Source organism: Glutamicibacter sp. FBE19, from assembly GCF_015524875.1.
GTDB classification, from domain to species: domain Bacteria; phylum Actinomycetota; class Actinomycetes; order Actinomycetales; family Micrococcaceae; genus Glutamicibacter; species Glutamicibacter halophytocola.
The window spans coordinates 435,011-458,551 of sequence record NZ_JACKQN010000001.1; the positions used below are offsets into that span (position 1 = coordinate 435,011).

Annotated in this window: 26 protein-coding genes; 18 read left to right on the plus strand and 8 right to left on the minus strand. The window is 62.5% G+C overall.

Annotated features, from left to right (window positions below):
• Window positions 1-25: 25 nt before the first annotated feature.
• Window positions 26-1,441, plus strand: a complete 1,416-nt coding sequence (locus tag H6F58_RS01955) for an amidase (protein ID WP_186467956.1) — start codon at window positions 26-28, stop codon at window positions 1,439-1,441.
• A 14-nt stretch (window positions 1,442-1,455) separates the two neighbouring features.
• Here the strand turns inward: H6F58_RS01955 and H6F58_RS01960 are convergent, their stop codons facing one another.
• The 3 genes from H6F58_RS01960 to H6F58_RS01970 are packed head-to-tail and all read right to left on the minus strand — an operon-like array spanning window position 1,456 to window position 4,502.
• On the minus strand, window positions 1,456-2,229 hold the full coding sequence (locus H6F58_RS01960; RefSeq protein WP_060702779.1) for an FCD domain-containing protein: 774 nt from the start codon (window positions 2,227-2,229) through the stop codon (window positions 1,456-1,458).
• A gap of 24 nt (window positions 2,230-2,253) precedes the next feature.
• On the minus strand, window positions 2,254-3,024 hold the full coding sequence (locus tag H6F58_RS01965) for an SDR family oxidoreductase (protein ID WP_195180980.1): 771 nt from the start codon (window positions 3,022-3,024) through the stop codon (window positions 2,254-2,256).
• Window positions 3,025-3,050: 26 nt separating this feature from the next.
• Window positions 3,051-4,502, minus strand: a complete 1,452-nt coding sequence (locus tag H6F58_RS01970) for an aldehyde dehydrogenase family protein (RefSeq protein ID WP_195180981.1) — start codon at window positions 4,500-4,502, stop codon at window positions 3,051-3,053.
• Between the two features lie 166 nt (window positions 4,503-4,668).
• Here H6F58_RS01970 and H6F58_RS01975 point away from each other — a divergent pair, with 166 nt between their 5' ends.
• From H6F58_RS01975 to H6F58_RS01985, 3 genes are all read left to right on the plus strand, one after another.
• Window positions 4,669-5,364 carry a GntR family transcriptional regulator gene (locus H6F58_RS01975; protein ID WP_060702776.1) on the plus strand — a complete coding sequence of 232 codons (696 nt, stop codon included), beginning with the start codon at window positions 4,669-4,671 and terminating at the stop codon, window positions 5,362-5,364.
• Entirely contained in the window at window positions 5,361-6,473 is a 1,113-nt protein-coding gene (locus H6F58_RS01980; RefSeq protein WP_060702775.1) for a 3-isopropylmalate dehydrogenase, read from the plus strand. The genes H6F58_RS01975 and H6F58_RS01980 overlap by 4 nt, the downstream gene beginning before the upstream one ends.
• A 108-nt stretch (window positions 6,474-6,581) precedes the next feature.
• The gene (locus tag H6F58_RS01985; protein WP_060703507.1) at window positions 6,582-7,421 is read left to right on the plus strand and encodes an SGNH/GDSL hydrolase family protein; all 840 of its coding nucleotides are present in this window, start codon (window positions 6,582-6,584) and stop codon (window positions 7,419-7,421) included.
• Window positions 7,422-7,435: 14 nt separating this feature from the next.
• On the opposite strand, the gene H6F58_RS01990 is transcribed toward H6F58_RS01985, so the two are convergent.
• Window positions 7,436-7,867 (minus strand): VOC family protein, encoded by a 432-nt coding sequence (locus tag H6F58_RS01990; RefSeq protein WP_195180982.1) that lies wholly within the window; start codon window positions 7,865-7,867, stop codon window positions 7,436-7,438.
• 202 nt (window positions 7,868-8,069) lie between these two features.
• The gene (locus tag H6F58_RS01995) at window positions 8,070-8,492 is read right to left on the minus strand and encodes a hotdog domain-containing protein (RefSeq protein ID WP_075972515.1); all 423 of its coding nucleotides are present in this window, start codon (window positions 8,490-8,492) and stop codon (window positions 8,070-8,072) included.
• A gap of 231 nt (window positions 8,493-8,723) precedes the next feature.
• On the opposite strand from H6F58_RS01995, the gene glsA reads away from it, so the two are divergent.
• The 7 genes from glsA (at window position 8,724) to H6F58_RS02030 (ending at window position 14,120) form a co-directional block, all read left to right on the plus strand.
• A complete protein-coding gene (gene glsA / locus H6F58_RS02000; protein ID WP_060702773.1) occupies window positions 8,724-9,752 on the plus strand; it encodes a glutaminase A in 1,029 nt (342 codons plus the stop codon).
• A gap of 337 nt (window positions 9,753-10,089) precedes the next feature.
• Window positions 10,090-10,644, plus strand: a complete 555-nt coding sequence (locus tag H6F58_RS02005) for an alternate-type signal peptide domain-containing protein (RefSeq protein WP_195180983.1) — start codon at window positions 10,090-10,092, stop codon at window positions 10,642-10,644.
• Between the two features lie 25 nt (window positions 10,645-10,669).
• The gene (locus H6F58_RS02010; RefSeq protein ID WP_195180984.1) at window positions 10,670-11,245 is read left to right on the plus strand and encodes a hypothetical protein; all 576 of its coding nucleotides are present in this window, start codon (window positions 10,670-10,672) and stop codon (window positions 11,243-11,245) included.
• Window positions 11,242-11,808, plus strand: coding sequence for a signal peptidase I (locus tag H6F58_RS02015; RefSeq protein ID WP_195180985.1), 567 nt, complete (start codon window positions 11,242-11,244; stop codon window positions 11,806-11,808). Before H6F58_RS02010 ends, H6F58_RS02015 begins: the two co-directional genes overlap by 4 nt.
• Window positions 11,805-12,425: a hypothetical protein gene (locus H6F58_RS02020; protein ID WP_195180986.1), complete on the plus strand. Its 621-nt coding sequence runs from the start codon at window positions 11,805-11,807 to the stop codon at window positions 12,423-12,425. Before H6F58_RS02015 ends, H6F58_RS02020 begins: the two co-directional genes overlap by 4 nt.
• Window positions 12,422-12,997 (plus strand): hypothetical protein, encoded by a 576-nt coding sequence (locus tag H6F58_RS02025; RefSeq protein ID WP_195180987.1) that lies wholly within the window; start codon window positions 12,422-12,424, stop codon window positions 12,995-12,997. The genes H6F58_RS02020 and H6F58_RS02025 overlap by 4 nt, the downstream gene beginning before the upstream one ends.
• Before the next feature lies 1 nt (window position 12,998).
• Window positions 12,999-14,120, plus strand: a complete 1,122-nt coding sequence (locus H6F58_RS02030) for a signal peptidase I (RefSeq protein WP_195180988.1) — start codon at window positions 12,999-13,001, stop codon at window positions 14,118-14,120.
• Here H6F58_RS02030 and H6F58_RS02035 read toward each other — a convergent pair.
• Window positions 14,117-14,740, minus strand: a complete 624-nt coding sequence (locus H6F58_RS02035) for a TetR/AcrR family transcriptional regulator C-terminal domain-containing protein (RefSeq protein WP_060702766.1) — start codon at window positions 14,738-14,740, stop codon at window positions 14,117-14,119. The genes H6F58_RS02030 and H6F58_RS02035 overlap by 4 nt on opposite strands.
• 144 nt (window positions 14,741-14,884) lie before the next feature.
• Between H6F58_RS02035 and H6F58_RS02040 the strand changes: the two genes are divergently transcribed.
• Both H6F58_RS02040 and H6F58_RS02045 read left to right on the plus strand, forming a co-directional pair.
• The gene (locus tag H6F58_RS02040) at window positions 14,885-15,865 is read left to right on the plus strand and encodes a nitrilase-related carbon-nitrogen hydrolase (protein ID WP_060702765.1); all 981 of its coding nucleotides are present in this window, start codon (window positions 14,885-14,887) and stop codon (window positions 15,863-15,865) included.
• Window positions 15,858-16,880, plus strand: coding sequence for an agmatine deiminase family protein (locus tag H6F58_RS02045; RefSeq protein WP_244652226.1), 1,023 nt, complete (start codon window positions 15,858-15,860; stop codon window positions 16,878-16,880). Before H6F58_RS02040 ends, H6F58_RS02045 begins: the two co-directional genes overlap by 8 nt.
• A gap of 9 nt (window positions 16,881-16,889) precedes the next feature.
• Here the strand turns inward: H6F58_RS02045 and H6F58_RS02050 are convergent, their stop codons facing one another.
• Window positions 16,890-18,062: an FAD-dependent oxidoreductase gene (locus H6F58_RS02050; RefSeq protein ID WP_195180989.1), complete on the minus strand. Its 1,173-nt coding sequence runs from the start codon at window positions 18,060-18,062 to the stop codon at window positions 16,890-16,892.
• 101 nt (window positions 18,063-18,163) lie between these two features.
• Between H6F58_RS02050 and H6F58_RS02055 the strand changes: the two genes are divergently transcribed.
• The 4 genes from H6F58_RS02055 (at window position 18,164) to H6F58_RS02070 (ending at window position 21,844) form a co-directional block, all read left to right on the plus strand.
• On the plus strand, window positions 18,164-18,913 hold the full coding sequence (locus tag H6F58_RS02055) for a sulfite exporter TauE/SafE family protein (RefSeq protein WP_060702763.1): 750 nt from the start codon (window positions 18,164-18,166) through the stop codon (window positions 18,911-18,913).
• Between the two features lie 52 nt (window positions 18,914-18,965).
• Window positions 18,966-20,123, plus strand: coding sequence for a hypothetical protein (locus H6F58_RS02060; RefSeq protein WP_195180990.1), 1,158 nt, complete (start codon window positions 18,966-18,968; stop codon window positions 20,121-20,123).
• A gap of 53 nt (window positions 20,124-20,176) precedes the next feature.
• Window positions 20,177-20,845, plus strand: a complete 669-nt coding sequence (locus H6F58_RS02065; RefSeq protein WP_060702761.1) for a GPP34 family phosphoprotein — start codon at window positions 20,177-20,179, stop codon at window positions 20,843-20,845.
• Window positions 20,846-21,517: 672 nt separating this feature from the next.
• Window positions 21,518-21,844: a hypothetical protein gene (locus tag H6F58_RS02070; RefSeq protein ID WP_195180991.1), complete on the plus strand. Its 327-nt coding sequence runs from the start codon at window positions 21,518-21,520 to the stop codon at window positions 21,842-21,844.
• On the opposite strand, the gene H6F58_RS02075 is transcribed toward H6F58_RS02070, so the two are convergent.
• A complete protein-coding gene (locus H6F58_RS02075; RefSeq protein WP_146276523.1) occupies window positions 21,810-22,856 on the minus strand; it encodes an IS110 family transposase in 1,047 nt (348 codons plus the stop codon). The two genes, H6F58_RS02070 and H6F58_RS02075, sit on opposite strands and share 35 nt — an antisense overlap.
• A gap of 316 nt (window positions 22,857-23,172) precedes the next feature.
• Here H6F58_RS02075 and H6F58_RS02080 point away from each other — a divergent pair, with 316 nt between their 5' ends.
• Window positions 23,173-23,454, plus strand: a complete 282-nt coding sequence (locus H6F58_RS02080; protein ID WP_186467952.1) for a hypothetical protein — start codon at window positions 23,173-23,175, stop codon at window positions 23,452-23,454.
• Window positions 23,455-23,541 lie beyond the last annotated feature (87 nt).

The following is a 23,541-nucleotide window of genomic DNA, read 5'->3' on the forward strand; positions in this document are numbered from 1 at the left end:
ACGCAGCACATATTGAGAGGCCCGCATGTCACAAATATCAGAGCACTCCACAGCCCTGCACCAGCTCTCTGCCCGTGAACTCGGTGCGGGCTACGCGGCGCGCGGGCTTTCGCCGGTCCAGGTGGCTAGCTCGGTCATCAGCCGGGTCGAAGAACGCGAACCGGTGCTCAACGCCATGTACGCCTTCGATCCGCGTGAGGTGATGCGCCAAGCCCGGGAAAGCGAAGCGCGCTGGGCCAGCGGAAGGCCGCTGAGCGCCCTGGACGGGGTGCCGGTGACGGTCAAGGAGAATATCGCCCGCAAGGGAATCCCGATGCCCTCGGGCACCGCGCTGTCGAATCCCGCCATCCCCGCGCAGAACGCGCCGATCACCGATCGCATCCTGGAGGCGGGCGCGGTGATTGTCGGATCCACCACCATGCCCGACTGGGGCATGCTCTCTTCCGGGGTTTCCAGCCTGCATGGAATTTCACGCAGCGCATGGAACCCCGAATGGACCACTGGCGGGTCCAGCGCCGGAGCGGGGGCTGCCGCGGCCGCCGGGTATGGCCCGTTGCATGTCGGCACGGATATCGGCGGCTCCATCCGGCTGCCCGGCGGTTGGCAGGCGCTGGCAACGCTCAAGCCGAGCGCCGGGCTCATTCCCCTGGACGTGCCATATATCGGCCGGGCTGCCGGTCCCATGGGACGCAGCGTTGCCGATATTTCCCTGTTCATGTCGATCCTGGGCCAGCCGGACCTGCGCGATTACACGGCACGCCCGTATCCGGCCATGGACTGGGCCGCAGAGCTGCCTGGCGTGCGGGGCCTGAAAGTCGCGCTTCACCTTGATGCGAATGCCGGTGATCCGGTGGAACCGGAAATAGCCTCGGCAGTTTCCGCCGTTGCCGAGGTCTTTGCCGCGGCAGGCGCCCGGGTTCAGGTGCTGGCCCCCTTCATCGATCAGGGCATGCTTGATCGGCTGGATGGCTTTTGGAGGACTCGATCGCTGGCCGATTACCGGGAACTGCCGGCCAGCGAACAGGCGAAAGTCCTGGACTACATCGCCGCGTGGTGCACCGATGGCGCAAAATTCGATGGAGCGCAGACCATCAGGAACTTCGGAGCCATCGACCAGATGCAAAAGGCGACGATTGCCGCGACCAGCGCCTACGACCTGGTGATCTCCCCGGTGTCGCCGATGCCCGCCTTCCGCGCGGAACAGCCGATGCCGAACCCCGATCCCCACGCCACCATGAGCCACATCGGCTTCACCGTTCCCTACAACATGTCGGGGCAGCCCGCCGCAACGGTGAACTGCGGATTCACCAGCGACGGCAAGCCCATCGGAGTGCAGCTCTCCGGACGGGTGGGTGCCGATGACCAGGTGCTCGCAGCGGCCAGCTGGTACGAGTCGCAGCGGCCGGCCAGCGCCGTGCCCAACTGGCTGGCCCTGGACTAGGGCGGGAGGAGCGGCTACCGGGTGTTGCTGCCGAAGGAGGCCAGGGCGGACAAGGCGATCTGCTCGTCCTTGGCCAGCAGGTGCCCGTAGTACTCGAAAAGGCTGCTTCGCGCCAGGTGCTCGGCGAGGTGGGCGTCCTGGTCGCGTATGGCCTGGAATACCTGGTCGTGGTGGTCGATGGTGCGTTGCATCAGCGCATGGTCATCGGGGCTCTGCTCGATGCTTGCGGCGATGAGCTGCTCGATGGAGTCGCGCACCGCCTCAGCGGAAATGCGCAACAGCGCATGGCCGCTGGCATTGGCCACAACATCATGGAAATCCAAGTCGGCCTTGCTGAAGGCCTCTTGTCCCTGTGCCCGGGCCGCGCGCATCCGCGCCATGGCCTTTTCCAGCTGCAGCAGATCGGCTTCGGTACGCCGGGTGGCGGCCAGGGAATTAGCCGATGATTCCAAGGTCATGCGGTAAATCAGCAGGTCCGCGAGGCTGGATGCCGAGGCCTGGGCCAGCCGGGAGATCACTTTCTGCAAGGGGCCCGAGGTCGGTGCCAGGATCACCGCCCCGCGGGGGTCGCCAGGACGCGAAGCGATCATGCCGTTGCTTTCCAGCACGCGCATGGCTTCGCGCACCGAGGAGCGGCTGACCTGGAAGGCGGTGACCAGTTCGCGTTCGCCGGGAAGGTGCTCTCCGGGATTGAGCTCGCCGGAAAGCACCTGGCGTTCAATGTGATCGACAATGGCTTCGAAGGCTCGCGCCTTCGGTGGTTCAGCGGGCTGCAGTGGCTGCGCCATGGGCGGTATCCTCCTCGACTCGGATCAATTTGGCGGTGTGAAACGGCCGTCGATGGCGGTCCATCCGCCGTCAACGCTCAACACCGATCCGGTGACGAAGCTCGACGCGTCGGAAGCCAAATACACGATGGCTCCGGCCATTTCCTCGGGTTTCGCCCAGCGCCCCAGGGCGCTCTTGGTGGCGTAGGCGTTGTACCACTGCTCATTGGCCTTGATCTGCGCGGTCAGCGGGGTTTCGACAACTCCCGGGGCGATGACATTGACCCGCACTGCCTGCTCGCCGAACTCTGCCGCGGCGGTGCGAACCAGCTGCACCAGCGCGGCCTTGGTTGCCGCGTAGACGCTTTGTCCCGGCTCCACCACGGAAGCGCGAATCGAGGCCACGCCGATAATGGATCCGCCGCCGTTGGCTGCCAGGCGCGGTGCGAAGGCCTGGATCAGCGAGAATGAGGCGCGCAAGTTGAGGTTGACGACCTTGTCGAATTCTTCCATCGTGTAATCGACGATGCGCTTGCGCACGTTCATGGCAGCGGTGAAGACCAGGGCCGAGATGTCCTGGTAGGTTTCGGCGGCGACCCGGACCGCGTCGTGGTCGAGCACGTCGAGCCCGATGGCCGTCGCATGGCCGCCGAGCAGGGCTGCCGTTTCCCGGGCGGCCGCTTCGTTCAGATCGGCGCAAATGACCTGGGCATTGTGCGCATGCAGGGCGAGGGCCGCTTCGCGCCCGATGCCGCTGCCGGCTCCGATGACCAGCACGCGGCGTGAGGCGAACTGAAATAATTGCGTGTAGTCCACTAGTGGGCTTCTTTCTCTGTGGGCTGCTATGGCCGGATCAGCGCCATGCGGGTTACGGTGAACTCTTCTATGGCGAAGCGCGGGCCTTCCCGGCCAATGCCCGAGTCCTTGACCCCGCCGTAGGGCATGATGTCCGAACGGAATCCCGGGATTTCGTTCACGACCACGCCGCCGACCTTGAGGGTGTCGATGGCGCGGAATGCGGTCTTGAGCGAGCTGCTGTAGATGGCCGCCTGCAGCCCGTACCTGGAGTCATTGAGGATCTCGAAAGCCGTGTCGAGATCGGGGACTGTTTCCAGGCAGATAACGGGCCCGAAGATTTCTTCATTCCATAGCTGCAGATCCCGGGGGACATCGCGGACCACGGTTGGCTTCAGGGCCCTGCCCTCCAGCTCGCCGCCAGCCAGCACCTGGGCGCCATGGGCCGCGGCGTCGTTGATCCAGCCCAGGATTCGCTGTGTTGATGCCTCATTGATCACGGGCGCTACCCGCGTTTGCGCGGAGCGGGGATCGCCAACGGCGACTTCGCCGAGGCGCTCCAGAAGCTGTGCCTGAAACTCCTGGGCGATTTCCTTGTCCAGCAGCACCCGCTGGATTGAAATGCAGGCCTGCCCGTTGGCGTAGAAGCCGCCGCGCAGAACGGCGTCCACCGCCTGGGGAATGCTGGCGTCTGCGGCGACAATAAAGCCGGTGTTGGAGCCGAGCTCGAGCACGGTTTTCCGCGGGGCGGCGTTCTTGGCAATTTGATGTCCTACAGCCGCGGAACCGGTAAAGGAAACCACCGCGGAACGCGGGTCGCCCACGAGGCGTTCGCCAACGTCGATGCCACCGGTGACCAGTTGAACGGCTCCGGGGTTCACCGAATGCTCGGCCAATGCCTCGCGGATGATGTGCACTGCCCACAAGGTTGCGAGGGGAGTGTTGGGGGCCGGCTTGAGGATAATGGGGCAGCCAGCGGCAATTGCCGGGGCCAGCTTGTGGCTTGCCAGCAAGAGCGGGTAGTTGAAGCCGGCAATGCCGACGACGATGCCGGCGGGCTTGCGCACCCAGAAGCCCATCATGCCTTCGCCCGATGGCTGCAAGTCCAATGGAACGGTTTCGCCGTGGATATGGGCGACTTCTTCGGCGGCAGAGGACCATGTGGTCAACGTGCGGGCCACTTCCACCCTGCAGTCAACCAGCGGCTTCCCGGTTTCGAGGACCAGGAGCTGCTCCAGTTCTTCGCGATGTTCTGCCAGCCGGTCATGAACGGAGCAAAGGATTGACCGACGGGTACCGGTGCTCAGCCCTTCGACCTCGTCGGCTACCTGCTCGGCGGCGTCCAGGGCCTGGGCTGCGTGATCCACGGTTCCCACCGGTGCGGAAGCAATCAGCGAAGAATCGAAAGGGAAGACGATATCGGCGCTGTCCTCGCACGGAACCCAATGGCCGCCGATCGGCAATCCTTCTGGATAGGCATTCAGGTAAGTCGACACCATTCCTACTTTCGAGCGGTCGCTAGTGGAAGTTTTACTGGTCAGACCAGTAGGTGTTCAAAGCTAATCAGTGATCTAGCTCGCAGTCAATGGATTTATTAAAAGTGACCCCATAACTGAGCAAAAATCGATGAAACCATTGACAAGCAAAAATGCTCGGGGAACAGTAATGGTCAATGAAGAGTCTCTGGATACCGAACCGGAGAATCGGTGGTTCCGGATCCGGGCGGTGAACATGTCAACCACGTGGCGCAGCAACGTATCCCTGGCGCGTGAAACAGCCGGACTCATCAGCGAACGCATACTTTCAGGGCGCTACCAACCTGGCGAGCAGCTGCCACAGGCGTGGCTATCGGAACAGCTCGGCGTCAGCCGGACCCCGCTGCGCGATGCGCTGAACCTGCTTGAAAACGACGGCATGATTCAGATTGATGACCTTGGCCGGGCCTCGGTAACCCGGATGGCAAGCCACCTGCTCAAGGAAGTCCTGGCCTACCGGCGGATCATGGAAACCGGCGCCTGCGAACTCGTGCAACACGGCACAGCAGCACAACTGGAACAACTCGCGGCTGGCAATCCCGGCCCATGGACGCCTCGAAGCCGTTCAGGATTCCACACCGGTCTTCTTGAGTGCAGCAGGAATAACCAGCTTCGCAGGTCTGTGCCGCTTGTGCGCATGAGCGAAGAAGTATTTCTGCCTGCTTGTGCCTGGTACGAAGAAGCCGCTGCATCCTTGGATCGCCATATCGAGACGTCGATGGCAGCGATCATCCGTGGCTCTGTTCCACAGGCGCAGCAGGAGCTGCAGAAGTATTTTGACGAACTGCTCAACTTGATCGATGGCAATGAAAGGACCGCGTCGTGAACAGCTATTCCATCGCAGTAATCCCCGGAGACGGCATCGGTCCCGATGTCATGGACGGCGCCCTGGAAGTACTGGCGGCGACCGAGGATATTTTTAGCCTCTCCATCAAGTACCACCACTACAAGGCTGGTGCGAAGCATTATCTAGCCACCGGCGAACTGTGGAATCACGATCTGGCGCAGCAGCTGCGGACCCATGATGCGGTGCTTTTTGGTGCCATGGGCGATCCCTCGGTAGAGCCAGGAATACTGGAACGCGGTTTCATCCTTGCGATGCGCCAGGCCTTCGAGCAGGCAGTGAATCTGCGGCCGGTCAAGCTTTATCCCGGCGTTGCGACTCCCATCGCCGGGCTCACCCCTGAACGCTGCGACTTGGTCATCGTGCGGGAAAACACCGAAGGCGCCTATGTGGGGCAAGGCTCCACCATCCATGCCAATACGCCTAATACTGTTGCCATCCAGGAATCCGTGAATACCCGGCAGGGGATCGAGCGGGTTGTCGAATACTCGTTCAAGCTGGCCATGAACCGCCGCAAGAAGCTGACCCTGTGCCACAAGAAGAACATCCTCATTGAAGCCGGCAAGCTGTGGCAAGACGTCGTGAATTCCGTGGCCACACGATATCCGGAAGTCAACGTGGATTACGTCCACGTGGATGCGATGTGCTTCCATCTGCCGGTAGCCCCGGAAAAGTTCGACGTCGTGGTTACCGACAACCTGTTTGGCGACATCATCACGGATCTCGGCGCGGTCATCCAGGGCGGACTAGGGGTTGCGGCCAGCGGGAATCTGAATCTTGATGGCTCGGCACCGAGCATGTTTGAAGCGATCCACGGTTCAGCCCCGGACATCGCCGGAAAAGGTTGGGCGAATCCGGTAGGAGCGATTCTCTCCGCCGCGATGATGCTGGCCCACCTGGGCGAAAAGGCAGCGGCGCAGGCAATTGAAGCGGCCGCCGTTAACGTGCTGAAAGACCTTCCGGCGCTCGCCGGCCCGGGCATGGGCATGAGCACGACGGAAATAGCTGCAGTGGTTTCCTCGCAGATCCGAACCGACTTCAGCAAAGTCGAGGGGCTGTCGGTGATGGACAGCCTGGCGGAAAGCCGCTGAAGCCCAAGCCCTTGCGAAGCCCGGGTTGGCCGAACGTCCACCTCCAGGTGGCCATGCGTTTGCCGTCCATCCATCGGTTCGTCAGCTATGGCCGATAGCGTCGCTATCATGGGACGGCTATTCATGGCGCTGGGAGATTCCTTCACCGAAGGCGTGGGGGACTGGGAGCCCCGGCTGCCCAACGGCGTGCGCGGCTGGGCCGACCGGGTGGCCAAGCAATTGTCCAAGGCGGACCCGCAGTGGCAATACGTGAACCTGGGGATCCGCAGCCGCCGCCTGGAACAGATTATCGAGGAGCAGATTCCGGTGGCGCTGGCACTGAAACCGGAAGTGATTACCTTCTATGCCGGCGGGAACGACATCTTGGAGTTCCGCAAGGATATGAAAATTTTCCTTGAGCGATACTCCCAGGCCGTGGCCGACCTCGTTTCGACCGGAGCCAAGGTCTTGCTGTTCACCGGCTTCGACATCCCGGTGCATCCGGTTTTGGCTCCGTTCAAGAGGCGGAACTGGCGTTTTAACGAGTGCGTGCGCGAATTGGCGCTGATGCATCCGGAGAATGTGGTGCTCGTGGATTATTGGCAGTGGCATGCCTACCGCGATAAGCGCATGTGGGATACGGATAAATTGCATATGAACCGTGCTGGCCACCGCTATATGGCCATCCGGATCCTTGAGATTCTCGGTTCAGAGCACCACTTGGAGTTTGATCCGCTCGGTGCTGCCGAGCGGGTGGGATTCTGGCAGGCCACCCAGCGCGATGTGGAATGGCTGCGGCAATGGGTGCTGCCGATGTTCGGGCGCCGGCTGCGCGGAGTGACCCTGGGCGATGTGCTTCAGCCGCGGTGGCCAGAACCGATGTATCCAGCCAAGGGGATGAAAAAGCAATTCCGCAAACGCCGCGCACTTTCGGATGCGCGGCATTTGCGGAATTCAGAGGTGTCCTAGCGTTTGGTCCGGGCCTAGCCCTCTGGTGCTTCCATGGACTGCAAGGCTTCTGGGCTCATCCAGGAAATTTCCCAGACGTGGCCGTCGGGATCCTGGACGGCTGCCTGGTACATTCCGGGGAATGGCTCATCAGCTGGGCGGTAGATGCTTCCGCCGCCGGCCTGGGCGTTGACGACAAATTCATCCACGCCGTCGCGGGTCTCGGAAGACAGGGCGTTCAGTGCTTCGCGCTGGCCGGAGCCAAGGCCCGGCTTGTCGCCGTTGACCAGGAAGCTGGAGAAGAATTCTTGCTGCAGGCTCATGACGAAGATGTTCTCGTCGATGATCCAAGAGGTGGCATTCTCATCGGAGAAGGCGGGATTCTTCGTGAAACCCAATGCCTCGTAGAACTTGTCGGCTGTGGCTAGATCTGCGGTTGGAAGGTTGACGAAGATCATTCGGCCCATGGCTATTCTCGCTTCAGTCTCGGCGGGTGCTGCTTGATGGCAAGTACTACTCTGCGCCATGCTTCGTGCCAGATCAAGGGCACAGGCCAACTTCCGGCAGGATACGACAAGGCCCCGGCCAGGGCACTGTGGCAGTGCCGCTGGCCGGGGCCTTGAAAGCACCCTGAATGCAGTGTGGGCTTAGGGCAAAAGTTGAGGAAGCCTAAACGAGCGCCTTGGTGATTTCCAGCGGAATGCGGTCACGGGTGTAGGTGATGTGGTCGTAGCCGTGCGGCTGAGGCGTGCCGTCCTCGCCGATGTTCACGAAGACGATCTTCTCGATGGTGAGAATCGATTCCTGGGTGAAGATGTTGCGCACTTCTGCGCGCAGCGAGATTGAAGTCCGGCCAAAGTCGATGGCAGTCAGGCCCATTTCGATCAAATCGCCTTCTTTTGCCGAGGCGATGAAGTTGATTTCGGACATGAACTTGGTGACAACGTGCTTGTTGCCCAGCTGGATGATGGAGTAGATCGCAGCTTCTTCATCGATCCAGCGCAACAGGCTGCCGCCGAACAGCGTCCCGTTTGCATTCAGATCTTCTGGGCGAACCCACTTGCGCGTATGAAAAGTAATACCCTTAGCCATGCTCAAAATGCTAAGCCAGCCGGGCCGCTTTGCGCTGTTAGGTGATGCACAGTGTAGGTGAAAACACATATGGTCCGCCGCGGGGATTTACTTCAGTCCCCGGGGCATGGAAGGCAGGATCCGCACCTGGTGTTCTCGCTGCGTGGCTCGCGGGTGCCAACCGCGTGCGCTGTTGATAAGGTCAAGTCACAGAGCGCGAATCAACAAGGCCATTAAGAAAGGCAGGTGAAAATGACCTACCCCTCGGAAGGGAATAATGAAACTATTCCTACCGACTTCGATGACGTGGTTCAGCAGGTTTCCACCGGCGAGCTGGAGCATGACCGCATCGATGCCCTGCTGAAGGAAGCGCATGAGCGCTACGCGGACGCAGATGACGGACTCTTGGCCCATTACATCCCCGTGCTTGGCCAAGCGGACCCCGGGCTATTTGGCATTGCCATGTCCCACGTGGGCGGTTCGGTGCATGCCGTGGGCGATTGCTCCCACCCGTTCTCGATCCAATCCATCTCCAAGATGTTCGTCTACGCACTGGTGGTCCAGGAGCATGGCCGCGAGCTGGTGCGCGAGCGCATCGGCGTGAACAACACCGGCATGTCCTTCAATTCGGTGATGGCCGTGGAGCTGAACAATGGACTGCCGATGAATCCCATGGTTAATGCCGGTGCCATTGCCACGACGTCGATGATGCCAGGGCGGACTGCCGCCAAGAAGTGGGAAAACGTTCGCGAGGGGCTCTCGGCCTTTGCCGGCCGCCCGTTGAGCCTGGATGACGAGGTCTATCATTCCGAGTCGCTGGCCAATGAGCGCAATAGGGCCTTGGGGCACCTGCTCAAGAGCTACGGACGGCTGGAGAATGATCCGTCCGAGGCTGTTGATGTCTACACCAAGCAGTGCTCGCTGAACATCACCGCCCACGATCTGGCGGTCATGGGCGCCACCCTTGCCGATGGAGGAGTCAACCCGGTCACCGGACAGCGCGTAGTCGACGCCGATGTTTGCCGCGACACCTTGGCCACGGTGGCCTCCAATGGCCTGTATGAACGCTCCGGGGAATGGCTCTTCGAGATTGGCATTCCGGCGAAATCGGGGGTCTCGGGTGGCATCGTCGCGGTGGCCCCGGGCAAGGGCGCCATTGGCGCGTTTTCGCCACCGCTGGACATGGCCGGGAACTCGGTGCGGGCGCAGCTTGCCATCGGAGCGCTTTCGCGCGCCATGGGGCTGAACCTTTTTGCCTCGGCTCCGGACCGGCGAGGCTAATTCAGCCGATGGTCGAACTCCTTCGCGATGCGTGAAGATCTGCCAACTAGCTAGACTTATTTGGACAGATGTATTGCAAATTCAACCACTTGTCGAACATCGCCCAACTGTGATGCCCAGTATTGCCATGGCGACTTAAAACGCCTAGTCAACTGGGGATCTTTGGCGAATGGCAACTTCCGTGCCATTGGTGTCAGGCGGCCGAATGGGCGGTCCTGCCGTATTGCGTTCCGCCAGCGAAGGACATGGGTAATTAGGGGGTTGAAAAATTTACTAAATAGGCTTTACTTGAAGTATGTGCCATCGGCGGCACGTGGACTTTGAGGAAGCGTATTTCATGAAGAAAGTAACCAAGGCAACCATCGCGGCTGTGGCCGCTGGCGCGCTGCTTCTCGGCGGAGCCGGCACGGTAGCGCGCTGGCAGGCACAGCAGACCATCGATGCGGGCACCGTCGAAACGGGCCACCTGAATTTGACCACCGGGGGAGCCGGCGTCTGGCAAGATATCAGCAACCCAGAGGCGCCGGAGCCTTTCGACCCGGCAACCCAGCAACTGGTTCCAGGCGATGTGGTTTCATTCAGCCAGACGGCCACCATCGATGCCGAAGGCAAGAACATCGCCGGTTCGCTGAGCGTTGACCAGCTGGACACCGCCCTTGGCGCGCTGGAAGGGTACGTGACGGTCGCCCTGCAGGTTGATGCTTCGGCTCCGGGGATCACCGAGGAAACCGACGGAACACTGACCTTTGCCGAACCGGGAACGTACTCGGTGCCGTTCCTGATCACCGTTACCTTCGCCGAAGGGGCTGTCGGAGACACCCCGCCTTCGACCTATGACCAGGTTCTCGACCTTGAAGCGCTGACCCTGACCTTGGACCAGGTTCGCGCCTAGCCATGGCGTGTGGATCGGCCGGTGCATGCCCAAACCCTTGAAGTTCGCCATATGCGCGGCTGTGCTTTTGCTGCTGGGAGTCAGCGCGCAGGGCACAGCCGCCAATTGGCGTGCCGAAAGCACCGTGGATCCGCCGGCCTTGACCAGCGGATCGCTGGCCTTGCTGGCCGGTGGCGAAGCAAAGTACCAGTTCCTGGAGCTGGCAGGCAGCGAGCTGATCCCCGGATCATTCACCCAGGCGCCGCTGCAGATCAGCAACGCGGGCACGGTTGACCTGTCGTACCAGCTCAATGGGGCGGTTAATGCGGCCGCCTCGCCAAGCAGCGCCGACCAGGCGCTGGCTGGCGCTTTGCGGCTGAGCGTCTATGCCGGCATGGACCCGGTGGCCTGCGAAGCGGACCAGCCATTGGCCGGCGAGGCACTGTATGCGGGGCCCTTGGGCTCTGCCGCAAGTTTTGCAAGCGCCAGGGTGCTGGGTGCCGAGCCGGTGCCAGAGAGCGAGAGCTTGTGCGTGCGTGTTTCGGTTCCTTCCGGGGCGGCGCAATCGGCCGCTGGCGGCAGGGTGGAACTGGCCTTGAAGTTTGCAGGCCAGCAACGATGACCGCTGGACACGTGGTGCGCCGCAGGGATCTGCGAGAACGAACGGGAATCTTGTGGTGGGCCGGGCAGGTGTTCTCCTGGCTGCTGCTGTTCATCGTGCTGGCCCTGATCGCCGTGATGATCGTGGTCCCGAAATTGGGCGGGGCGACGGCGTATACCGTGCTGACCGGATCGATGAGGCCGCAGTTTCCACCCGGAACGCTGGTGGTGGTCAAGCCCATTGATCCCGAGCTGCTGCGCATCGGCGACGTGGCGACCTACCAATTGGTGTCGGGGGAGCCCGAAGTCGTCACCCACCGGGTGGCCGGCATCGGAACCAGCCTTGCAGGCGACCAGCGCTTTGTCTTCCGCGGGGATGCCAATAATGTCGATGACCAGCCGGTGCGGCCCGAGCAGATCCGGGGCAAGCTCTGGTATTCGCTGCCAATGCTCGGGTTCGTCAACAGCGCCCTGACCGGGCAGCAGAGGACTTGGCTGACGTGGGCTGCCGCAGGCGGGCTGATGGTGTATTCAGTGGTGATGTTCGCGAGTGCTTGGCGCGAGCGGCAAAGGAAGGGACAGTGATGGATAGGGGCCGGCTCAAAATCGCCATGGGCGCCATTGCCGCTCTTCCCTGCCTTGTCCTTGGCCTGGCCGTGCCGGCGGCAGGCGCCGAAGCAGATCGCGGGCTGAGCTACAGCCTGGATGGGCGCAGCTATGCCCAGAACCCTCCGCCGATCTTTGCCGGGGGCCACGAGCTGGTGCCCGGCGATGAAGTCGCCAAATCCCTGTGGATCAGAAATGATCGGGACAGGGACGTAGAAGTCAGCGTCCACGCCCTCGCGCCAGCTGAGCCAACCGGGATCTATTTCGCAACCACTGGAGCTTCGGCATTCACGCTGGAACACGAGGGAACACGGGAAGTCGAATTGAGGGTCGGACTGCCGTGGTCGGCATCCAATGGCTCCAAGGACCAGCTGGTGCCGGAATTGCAGGTGCGCGTGGATGCCGTGGAATCGGCCCGGGAGGACGGAGGCCCGGATTCTTCGGGCCCGGAGCAGGAAATTGATCTACCGGAGACCGGATTCAGCGGTGCCGTGCTGTGGGCGGCGGCCGGCATCCTGGCGCTCGGGGGCGCGGCGCTGGCCGCATCCCGGGGTGCAAATCGACGGGAACAGGAAAGGGACGGGGCACAACGATGAGCGAACGTTCACTGCGCATCAAGGCGGTATTGTCCTTGGGCATCCTCGTGGGATTTGGCGCTGTCTCGACCCTGGCTTCATGGACCGGGGAAGCGACCGCCACCTCGAGCATCAGCACGGCAACCGTGTCACTGGGGGTTGGAGCCACCGCGGGCACCGCCACCTCGGCCAGCTACCAGATGCCCATCACCGGCAACAGCCTCTTCCCGGGGTCCAGTTCGGCCTCGGTGGTGACGGTCAAGAACACCGGCTCCATCTCCGCGCCCTATGTCTTCCAGGGAAAAATCACTGAATCGGGATCAGGAACCTTGGGCGCGGGACTGGCTATCGTGGTGAAAACCGGTGCCACTATCAGCGGAAGCGGCTCCAGCGTCACCTGCTCGGGCGGGACCACGCTGATGACGAAGGCTGCCGGCTCCCAGTTCGGCAGCGCCTCGGATCCCAGGACCTTGGCTTCTGGCGGCAGCGAAACGCTGTGCGTGCAATACTCGTTGCCGGTGAATGCGGCGAATGCCCTGCAGGCAGCGTCCACGACGGTGGCCCTTGCCTTCACCTCGACCGTGGGGTCCTGAGATGCCGGCGAATCGAACCCGATCTGAACGGGCGTCCTCGCTGACGGCCTTCCACAAGATCCTGCTGAACACCTGCGCTGTCCTGGGCACGCTGTGCCTGGCCATGGCGGTGCTGGCCTTGGTGTTTGGAATCAAGCCGCTGGTTTTCGCCTCGGGCTCCATGTCTCCGGGCATTCCCACCGGATCCCTGGGCCTGGCCGTTCCCGCAACTGTTCAAGAGGTCGCCGTGGGCGACGTGGTGTCGGTGGTCAACAGCGGGAACCAGCGCATTACCCATCGCGTGGTTGAGAAGGTTCCCGGCGGATTGGTGCTCAAGGGGGATACCAACCCCGTGCCCGATGTGCAGGCCTATCCGGTGGACCAGGTGGATCGGCTGCTGGTGAGCGTTCCCGGGCTGGGCTACGCCGTTTCCTGGCTCAGCCAGCCCTGGGCCTACGCCCTCGGGAGCCTGTTGTGCGCTTATTTGCTCTTCATCGCCTTCCGCGGCATAGACAGTGCCAAGGACGGTGCCGGCGGAACGGGAGTGCCGCCGATGCGGCGAGCAAAGATGCAGCAGGATGAAGGAGAACGGCCCCGGCCTGAGCCGGGAACTGGCCGATGGCCCCGGTTAGCGGCAGGGCTGGCCGTGGTGGCCTTGCTCGCCGCTTTTGCGGTGCACGGCCCCAAGGCCGCGCTGACCCAGGCCGCCTTCACCGGAACCGCTAATGCGTCATCGGCCCTCGCTGCGGGCACGGTGGCACCGGCCACCGGGCCGCTGGCCTGCACCGAATCCGGTGTTTTGCTGACCACGGCCAATATCTCCTGGCCCGCGCAGCAGATTCCTCCCGGAGCCAGGCTGGTGCTGAGGTTGCAGACCGATGCCTCCACCTATGGCTATACGAATCTGGCGGCCGGTGCGACAACGGCGGCCTATGGACCAGGGCTGAATCTGCTGGGGCTGGTCACCTCGGGCGGGTCCCGGTCCATGGAACTGAAACTGCTGGTCGTCTACACCACCGATGGCAATGCGGTGAGTGAAAACGGCAGCAATATCGGGTGGGTTTCACCGGTGGGGACAGCACCCACGAGAAACATCGTCTACCACCCGGGGCTGCTGCTCGCCCGGTACTTTACCTGTTCCTAGGCTCCGTCGCTGTCGGCTGTGGCCTGGCGTCCCAAGGCGCCAAGAAGCATATCCAGCCCGAGCTCAAAGGTGGCTTTCGGGCGGTTGCTATCCGCTAAGCCGGCGTCCAGCGCCTCTTTGAAATAGCTTGATGACTCGGCACTCGCTTCCCACACGATTTTCGGTGCGGCCGCATCCAGGGCGGAACCCAGGACGAAGGAGTCGATGATGGTGATGGCCTGCAGGCGCCGCCCAGGCTCGATTCCGGCCAGCGCCAATGCTTCGGCCAGCGCATCGTAGACGCGCAGCGTGGTGCTGTCCCGGACCGTATGGCTGGTCAGCAGCGGGATCAGGCGTGGGTGCTTGGAATAGGAAGCCCAGTATTCCATCGCGATAGCCCTCACGGCTTCTTGCCAGCTGACCTGGCCCAAGTCCGGCAGCTCGATTTCCGCCATGGCCCGCCCGCGCATCAGCTCGATGATTTCTCCCTTTCCCTGGACGTGGTTGTAGAGGGAGGAGGCGGAAACCGAGAGTTCCTTGGCCAGCTGCGGAAGGGTGAATTCGCCGCGGGCATCGACGAGCCCGAGCGCGGCGTCGGCAATGGCGTTGGTGCTGAGCTTGGGTGTGGAAGGCCTTGCCATGTGTTCTCCGGTCGCGTCGAATGTTCTTGACTTGAGCATACACAAAATAAACGAAAGTCATTCGTTAAAACTCTTGATTTGGCTGCCGCGAAGCATCTATTCTAAAAAACGAATCACATTCGTTTAATACCGTGAAGGTGAACCATGCAAGAAATCCTGTCCCTGAATCCGCCAGTCTCCCCGGCACGCGTCGACGATGCCCAGCGCGGCATGCTGAGGGTGGCGCTGGTCCAGCACCGCTGGCATGAAAACCCCGCCGACACCGAAGCCGAGCTGGAAGAAGGCATCAAGTCCGCGGCCAAGCACGGCGCAAAAATCGTCTTCCTGCCCGAACTGACGCTGAGCAAGTACCCAGCCTTCGAAGTCCCCGAGGCCGGGGCGGCCGATGCCACCGCCGAGGATCTGATGACCGGCAGGACCTTCGGCTTCGCCAAGAAGATGGCCGCCGCCTACCAGATCCACGTGCACATTTCCTTGTTCCGCACTGCACCTGGAAGCGATGGGCTGGGCCTGAACACCGCCATCATCGTTTCTCCTGCGGGGGAGCTGGCTGCCGCCACCAACAAGCTGCACATTCCGCGCACCGCCGGCTACTACGAGGACAAGTACTTCCGCGAAGGACCCAACGAGGATCCCTACCCGGTGCACCGCGTGCCCGAGCTGGGCGATCTGGCCATGGGCCTGCCCACCTGCTGGGACGAGTGGTTCAGCGAACCGCCGCGCATCTACTCGCTGGCCGGAGCCGACCTGCTGGCCTACCCCACCGCCATCGGCTCCGAGCCTGACCATCCGGACTTCGATACCGAGCCGCTGTGGCGCCAGACCATCATCGGCAACGGCATCGCCAACGGCCTGTTCATGGTGGTGCCCAACCGCTGGGGCAATGAGGGCGCCTTGGAATTCTACGGCTCCTCCTTCATCTCCGATCCCTACGGGCGCATCCTGGCCCGCGCCCCGCGCGATGAATCCGCGGTGCTGGTGGCGGCCTTGGACCTGGACGCCCGCCGCGACTGGCTCACGCTCTTCCCGTTCCTGCGAACCCGCCGCCCCGAGACCTACGGCGCGATGACCCGGCAGCGCAACGACTCGGCCCTGGGCGAGCAGGAGGAAGGCGCACATGCCTAAGCTCTTCATGCCTGCTGAAACCGAGGCGCATCAGCGCATCTACATGGCCTTTCCCTCCAACGGCTACACCCTGGGGGACACCGAAGAAGAGGCCGAGGCGGCCCGCACCACTTGGGCCAACGTGGCCCGCGCGGTAGCGGCCTTCACCCCGGTGACCATGGTGGTCGACCCGTCGGCCGAGGTGGACGCCCGCCGCCACCTGGGCGACGCCGTCGACTACGCGATCCATGAGCTCGACGACGCCTGGATGCGCGATATCGGCCCGACGTTCGTGCGCGACGAGGAAGGCACGTGGTCGGCCATCGACTGGAACTTCAACGGCTGGGGCGCCCAGTCCTGGGCCGCCTGGGGCAAGGACTCGAAGGTCGCCGCCGCGGTGGCTGGCCTTGAGGGCATCACCCGCGTGCAGGCATCGATCACCAACGAGGGCGGCGGCATCCACGTGGACGGCGAGGGCACTATGCTCGCCACCCGCAGCGTGCAACTGGATCCGGGGCGCAACCCGAACGCCACCGAGGCTGGCATCGAGGCGGAATTCGCCCGGCAGCTCGGGGTCTCCAAGGTCATCTGGCTGGACCGCGGGCTGACCCGGGACAACGAGGAGTTCGGCACCCGCGGGCACGTGGACATCGTGGCCTGCTTCGCCGCCCCCGGCGTGGTGCTCTATCACGACCAGCAAAACCCGCAGCACCCGGACTACCTGATCTCCCAAGAGGTCCGCCAGCGCCTGGCGGAATCCACCGACGCGCAGGGCCGCCAGCTCGAGCTCATCGCCGTGCCTGCCCCGAGCGTGCTGCGCGATGACGAGGGCTGGGTGGATTACTCGTACATCAACCACCTGGTCACCAATGGCGGGGTGATCGCCTGCGCCTTTGACGATCCGAACGACCAGCAGGCCGCGCGGATCCTGGCCGAGGCCTACCCGGGGCGCCAAGTGCTCAGCGTGGATGCGCGCGAGCTGTTCGCCCGGGGCGGCGGCATCCACTGCATCACCCAGCAGCTGCCGCGCGACTAGGCCGCCGGGCTAGGCCAGGCCCAGCGTGCGCCGGCGTTCCAGGAACAATGGCGCACGCGCGGGCCCGGAGGCCGCAAATAATGCCTCGGCGCCCCGGGTTCCCAGGGCCAGATCGGCAAGGTATTCGCCAATGGCCGGAACGAATTTGAAGCCGTGGCCGCTGAACCCCGCGCCGATGGTGATGGGGCCGAGCTTGTCCAGGATGAAGTGCTCGTCTTCGGTATTGGCGTAGGTGCAGGAAACCGGCTCGAAGTCGTCCGGGTCCACGCCCGGCAGCCACTTCTCGGCATAGCGCTGCAGGGCGCGGGTCTGCTCCGCGAGCACCTGGTGCGGGCGGTACTCGGGATCCACCACGCGCCCCGAACCGTGCCAGCCGGCCTTGATGCCCTGCCCGGGGGTATGCATGCCGTAGACCGGGCCGAACACCGGGGACCCGATATCCCTGCTGCCATCGAGGATGTGGTTGAAGCCCGGGAAATTGCCCGGCTCCCCGCGCAGCGCAAAGTGCACCGGATGCTCTTCGGTGACGTGGATCGCCGGAAGCGAACCGGTGCCCAGCAGCTGCTGGGTCCAGGCCCCGGCGGTGAGAACCACTTGGCGGGCGTGCAGGGTCTCTTCGCCCGCGGCGCTGGAGACCTGCACCGCCGCCTGCCCCTCGTCGAGGACCTCGATGCCGGTGACCCGGTGCGAATGCCTGATGTCCGCGCCGGCCTGGGCCGCCAATTCCTGCAAGGCGACCAGCGTTGCATCGGCGTTGATCTGCCCGCCGGAGGGGATGTGCAGGACCTCGGTTTCAAATTTCAGCCCGCCAAAGCGCGCCTCGGCCTCGTCGATGCCCAGCAGTTCGCTGGCAAATCCGGCTCCAGCCAGAACTTCGTGCATCTGGCGCTGTTCGGCCACGATGCCGTGGTTCACCAGCCCGGTGCGGTGCAGCAGCCGGGTGCCGGCCTGCGCGGAGATCTCATCCCACAGGGTGTTGGACCGCTGCAGCAGGCGCAGGTACTCAGGCCGACCGTAGGCGGGATTGAAATTCCGGGTGGTTCCATGCGAAGCGCCGTTCAGGTGCCCGGGCTCAAAGCGCTCCAGCAGCAGCACCTCGTGCCCGCGTTGCGCCAGGGACAGGGCGGTCGCGCTGCCCATCGCTCCGCCGCCAATGATCAGGAATTCTACGTCGTTGCTCACTTTTCCAGCCTAGATCCTTGGCCAGGCCGCCGTCAGGTCAACGGACGCATTGCGCGTGCACTAACGTAATAGTTGGGGAACAACAAGGATGTGGAGGCGGCGTGGAGCAGAGCGTGCAACTGGCGGCAGTGATCTCGCTGGCGGCAGCGGTATTCGTCGGAGCTTCCACCCAGCGCATCTCCGGGATGGGCTTCGCGCTGGTGGCCTCGCCCTTTCTGGTCATCGTGCTCGGTCCGCACGCGGGAATTACGCTGGTCAACCTGCTGGGCGCCTGCAGCAGCCTGCTGATTTTCCTCCAGGTCTTCCGCCAGGTGGAGTACAAGAAAGTGGCGCTGCTCCTGGTTCCGGCGATGCTCATGACCATTCCCGGCGCGTGGGTCGCCGCCCGCGTGGACGGCCCGTGGCTGTCCATCGGCATCGCGGTCATGGTGATCCTCGCGCTGGTCTCCAGCTTCCTGATCCGCAACCTTCCGGCAGCCCAGGGCAAACCCATGGCCATTGGGGCCGGCGCCATTTCCGGTTTCATGTCGGTGACCGCAGGGGTCTCCGGCCCGGCCATCGCCGGATACGCCGTGGCCAGCCGGTGGCCGCAGGCGAAGTTCGCGATCTCCGTTCAGCTGTATTTCCTGGTGCTCTCCAGCACCTCCCTGCTGGCCAAGGGCGGGTTGCCGCACCTTCATTGGACCCAGTGGGTGGCCTGTTTCGGCGCCATGCTCGTAGGAATCCTGCTGGGGAACTATCTGGCACCAAAAATCCCGGCCAAGTACAGCCGGGCCTTCGTGGTGCTGATCGCCTTTGGCGGAGCCATCAGCCTGATGGCCGAAGGCATCATCGCGCTCTTAGGCCACTGACCCCGGGCGCAAGCCGATACAGCTTTGCTACAGCTAATGGGAGAATGGGTGCGTGCCATACCAGTATCCCGATGCCACCGCCAGCCGCCGAATCACCGAACTCGACATTGAGCGCCGCGCGCTCTGGGCGGGGCTGATCTGCTCCATTTTCGGGCTCGCCGCCGGACTCATCTTTTTCGCCGGCGAACGCCCCGCGCTCTTCGGGCGCTGGTCGGTGGGGCTGGTTTCCGCGATCTGCGGGGCGACCGCGGCGGCATCCAGCAGCGCCTATGCCTTCCGCTTCATCCTCAGGCACCGCGAACCCTGGCTGCGCCGCATCCCGGCATGGCGCCAGCTGATCACTGCCATAGGCCTGATCCTGGTGCATGCAGCCAGCTCGGTGATGATCATCCTGGTGCTCTTCCACCTCTTCCAGCAAGCCTTCCTCGGCCTGCGCCTTGATGTCCTGGCCGGCGGATTGGCAGTCAGCGCGGTGACGGGCCTGAGCGCCTATTTGTGCTTGGTGGCCACCGCGCGCACCAGCGCGGAAACCTTGTCGGTGGTGCTGGGGATCTTCATGGCGGCAGGGGTGCTGATCAGCATGCTGCTGGCCGAAGACCAGGGCTGGTGGCGCAGCATGTTTTCGTTCCTGGGCACCTCGCAAGCTGGCCACGGATCATTTTGGACCTTCAACCTGACGCTGATTATTTCCGGGCTGGTGCTGGCGGCCTTCACCGAGTTCCTCACCCGCGATCTGGTGCTGCTCTCCCGGACCTACCGTTGCCGGCCCGCGTTGCGCAGATACCGGTTGGCCAGAAGGCTTCGGCCGCGCCCGAGGATTGTGCGCTGGTGCCTGGTGGTGGTGGCCACCGCAATTGTCGGCATCGGGATGGTGCCGGTGAATGTATCGACGCAGGTGCATTCTGGCTTTGTCCAAATGGCCTCGGTGGCCATGATCATCCTTCTGGCGGGCACCGCGGTATTGCTTCCGGGGTACCCTGCCGTCTTCCACATGATGTCCATTGCCGCGGTGGCAGCCGTGTGGGCGGCCTTCATCCTGTGGCACGACTGGTCCTACTACAACCTGACCGGTTTCGAGCTGTCTGTCGTGGCCATCATGTTCTCGTGGATTTCGGTCTTCATCCGAACCACTGCCGCCATGACGCGCGATGGCGAAGAACGGAATCAAGCACGGCTCGCCGAAGAATCCCAGCTGCCGGCCAAATCCTAATATCCGTCAAAAGACTGAGGACGCGACCGGGGTGGAATCGGTAGCCTGTAGGCATGTTGATCTCAGAAAAGCTCTACTTGCTGATGGCCGACAACCGCCACAAGCCAGAAGCAGTCATGTCAGCTGCGGGATACGGGATGAACGCCGCGGTGCTCTCGGACCTGATGATTGCCGGCCGGATCGCTTTCAGCAAGGACCCCGATTCCCGGATCCAGTTCATCGGAGCCGGTCCCTGCCCTGATCCGGTATTGGCCGCTCCGCTGGAAAAGCTGGAGAAAAAGGCAGTCACCACTCTTGGCGAAGCAGTGAAAATCCCTTCGCTGTGCAATGTCCGGCGGGTGACTGATTCTTTGGCCAGGCAAGGCATCGTCGAATACGGCGCGCGGAGCATGCTCGGGTTGGGCAAGGAGCGCGTTCATGTGCTCAATGACCAAATCGAGCGCCAGATCCGCAACGACCTTGCCGCCGAAATCCACGGGGAGAAGACGGCTGGCGTCAGCGACTCTGCGGTGTTGTGCATTCTGCAAGCCACGGGCAAAACACGCCAGGTCCTGGCCGAAGAGCTATCCTCCATGAGCGAACCCCAGGCGCGAGAACGCATTGCCGAGATCGCCCAGGACACCCCGGCGGCTGATTCTGTGCAGCGGGCCGTCGCAACGATGAACGTCATTATCACCAGTGAACGCGTAATTCCGACAGCCTCAAAATCGAGCTACTTCTAGCTGATCAAGCTCAGGAACCGGTCGATCCGTCATTCATGGCTGCCTGTCCTGTGGCGCGGTAGCGAGTGCAGGGCAGGCCACCGAGTTGCTGGACAAGGAAGGCCGGGGACAAAGAGTCCGCGACCCGAACAGATGGCTATGAGGGCTTCGCCAGCCGCCGGGGCAGAACTGGCCGTCACGGATGATCCGACGGATCCCCTCCGGCAGGTGCAGTGATGCCTTGGCCCCGGTGGCCTCTTCGTGTATTCCGGTGATCTGGATTGATCGCACGAATCATCATTTTCAGCGCGCTCTGCTGGTCGCGGCGCGGGGTCGAAGGGCGCGTGCGGGTATTGCGAAGAGATAACAAGCTGGATTCTTTTCGGATGCCTAGCGGTGTTTGGCCATCGCGAATGGCGTGCCCTTCGCGCCGCAGGCCTTTTGCGCTGGCCAGCGGTGGTTCCAGGTTGCCTCACTGCGGTCGAGCGGAGTGCAGGGCCCCAAGCAAATATTGATGACCTGTCTGGGTGACTTCCCCTGATCCAGAAGAGTGGAAATCGGGCCCATTGTCAGGCGCTGGTATCAGAACCGTAACTGTTATATCCATCTATTGCATTAATGGATTGCGGGGAACAAACTGGCTGAGCCTACATTCGCATGCAACGGCGCATGCGGAGCGAGAAGGGGATCAGCATGTCATTGAAATTTCGCGGAATTCTGTCCGTAACCGGTGCCGCGGCGCTGGCAGTGACCGCATTCGCACCAGCCTCTGCAGCACCGCCCGAAAAGAGCACTGCCACCTGGGTCACTGCCGAGATTGCCCAGGTGGGAGAATTGGAGGGGTTTGCTGGAACCTCGCACCTGATCGGCTTTTCGGGGAACACGAACGGCTTCAGCGATGTTGCGGTGGTGAGCTTCAACTGCCCTGAGGGACAACTGCCGTCATGGGAACCTGATAGCGGGTGTGACCCTTTTATGGGTGATGTCAACTCATCAGTCGTTCCAGTTGCCGGAAGATAGAGCGAGCCAGGTAGCGTTTCAGGCTACGTTTGATTTCCCGGTAGGTGCGTCCTTCTGCGGTTCTGCGTTCTACGTAGGCCTTCGTGGCTTCATCCAGTCTCATGCGGGTTTTGATGATGATGTCCAAGGCCATGTTCAGCTGGCGGTCGCCTCCACGGTTCAAGCGATGACGCTTGGTATTGCCGGAGGAAGCTTCCAATGGTGCGACGCCAGCTAGTGCGGCGAAGGCGGCCTCTGAGCGGATCCGTCCTGGATGCGAGTAGGCGGCAAGAATGATTCCGACTGTCACTGGACCCATACCGAGCTGGGACTGCATCCGTGGGGCCAATTGTTCGTCCAAGATCGCTAACTCGCTCTTGATCTCCTTCGACCGAGTATGGAATATCTGAATGGATTTCGCTAGATCGACTGCTTCAGCACGGGCAATACGCTGCTCAACATTATCGCTTTCGCGAAGCCGCCAGTTGCTGATATCGGTTATCTGGGCATCAGTGAGCGCTTTGCGAGAATCGAGTCCCAAATCGATCTGGCGCACGAGCGCGTTCAGTGCATTGCGGTCGGCGGTGCATTGCTCTTCGACTCGGCGACGTGCAGCAAGCAAGACACTAATGGCAGCTCGTGCCCCATCATCACGCGGATGCAGCAGCGAAGTGAGCTCGGTGCCAAGCGCGCTCATCGCCGCGGCGGTAGCGTCGATTTGATCTGTTTTCCCGACGCCATATCTGGTTCGTTTCCGAGGCGGTTTCACTTCGGCTACGTCGATGTTTGCTTTGGCCAGGGTACGTCGGATCGAGGAGCCGTAGGAGTTCGTCCCCTCGACGGCTGCCAGAGTTTGGCCGTGTGTGTTTCTGCTGATCCAGGAAACGGCGCGGTTCATGCCGTTGTTGGTCACTGGGAACGTTTCGCATCCAATTCTTGCTCCGGTGCAAGTGTTGATGATGGCGTAGGTATGGGTGCGCGCGTGGGTGTCGATGCCGATGACGAAGTCGTATGCTTCAACCACGATGGTCATGATGGAAGACCCTCTTTTCCTTCGGTGCCGTTGATTGTGGCATCGGTCTGGGCTTCGGGTCTTGTCAGGCAACTCTCTAACGAGACACGCACTATTCGGTACGGTCAACCTTTTATCAAGCCAAGGCAAGGGGCTGGACTGATGCCACCCATAATGGCGGACGAGTCACACCAAAGCCATCAGTGGAACTGAGGCAGAGAAGTGGTGGGTCACATCATTGTGGGCGGTATCTATCCTGCCAGCGGGTACCAGACCTGCCAATCACTATTAGAGAGAAGAAGTGGGGATCGTCGGCATGTATGCCTACGATGCGGAAGTGAGTGTCGATAAGAAACTCTCGCAGGCCACGATTGATGCCACAGTTCGCGTCTATGAAGGAGAATCCGAGACGGGCGAGCCGATCTGGGGGCAAGCACGAGAGCTGAATGTCACCATGGATGCCACCGGCGACGTGGTGACTACCAAGGATCGGCAGGAAGAGTGTGTTCGCACTGATAAGGAACGTCCTGCCGTGGTCACCAGTGGCCAAGTGGGCGAACTGGACCTGGCCGGCGGTGTGGGAAAGATTGACCAGGTGAAACAATTCTGCAAGTTCTAGTCGCTCGAATCCTGTGGTGCTGCACTGGCGCTAAGCTGGCGGTGCAGCACCATTATCGCGTGCCCAAACTCACCGCCAATACTGCCC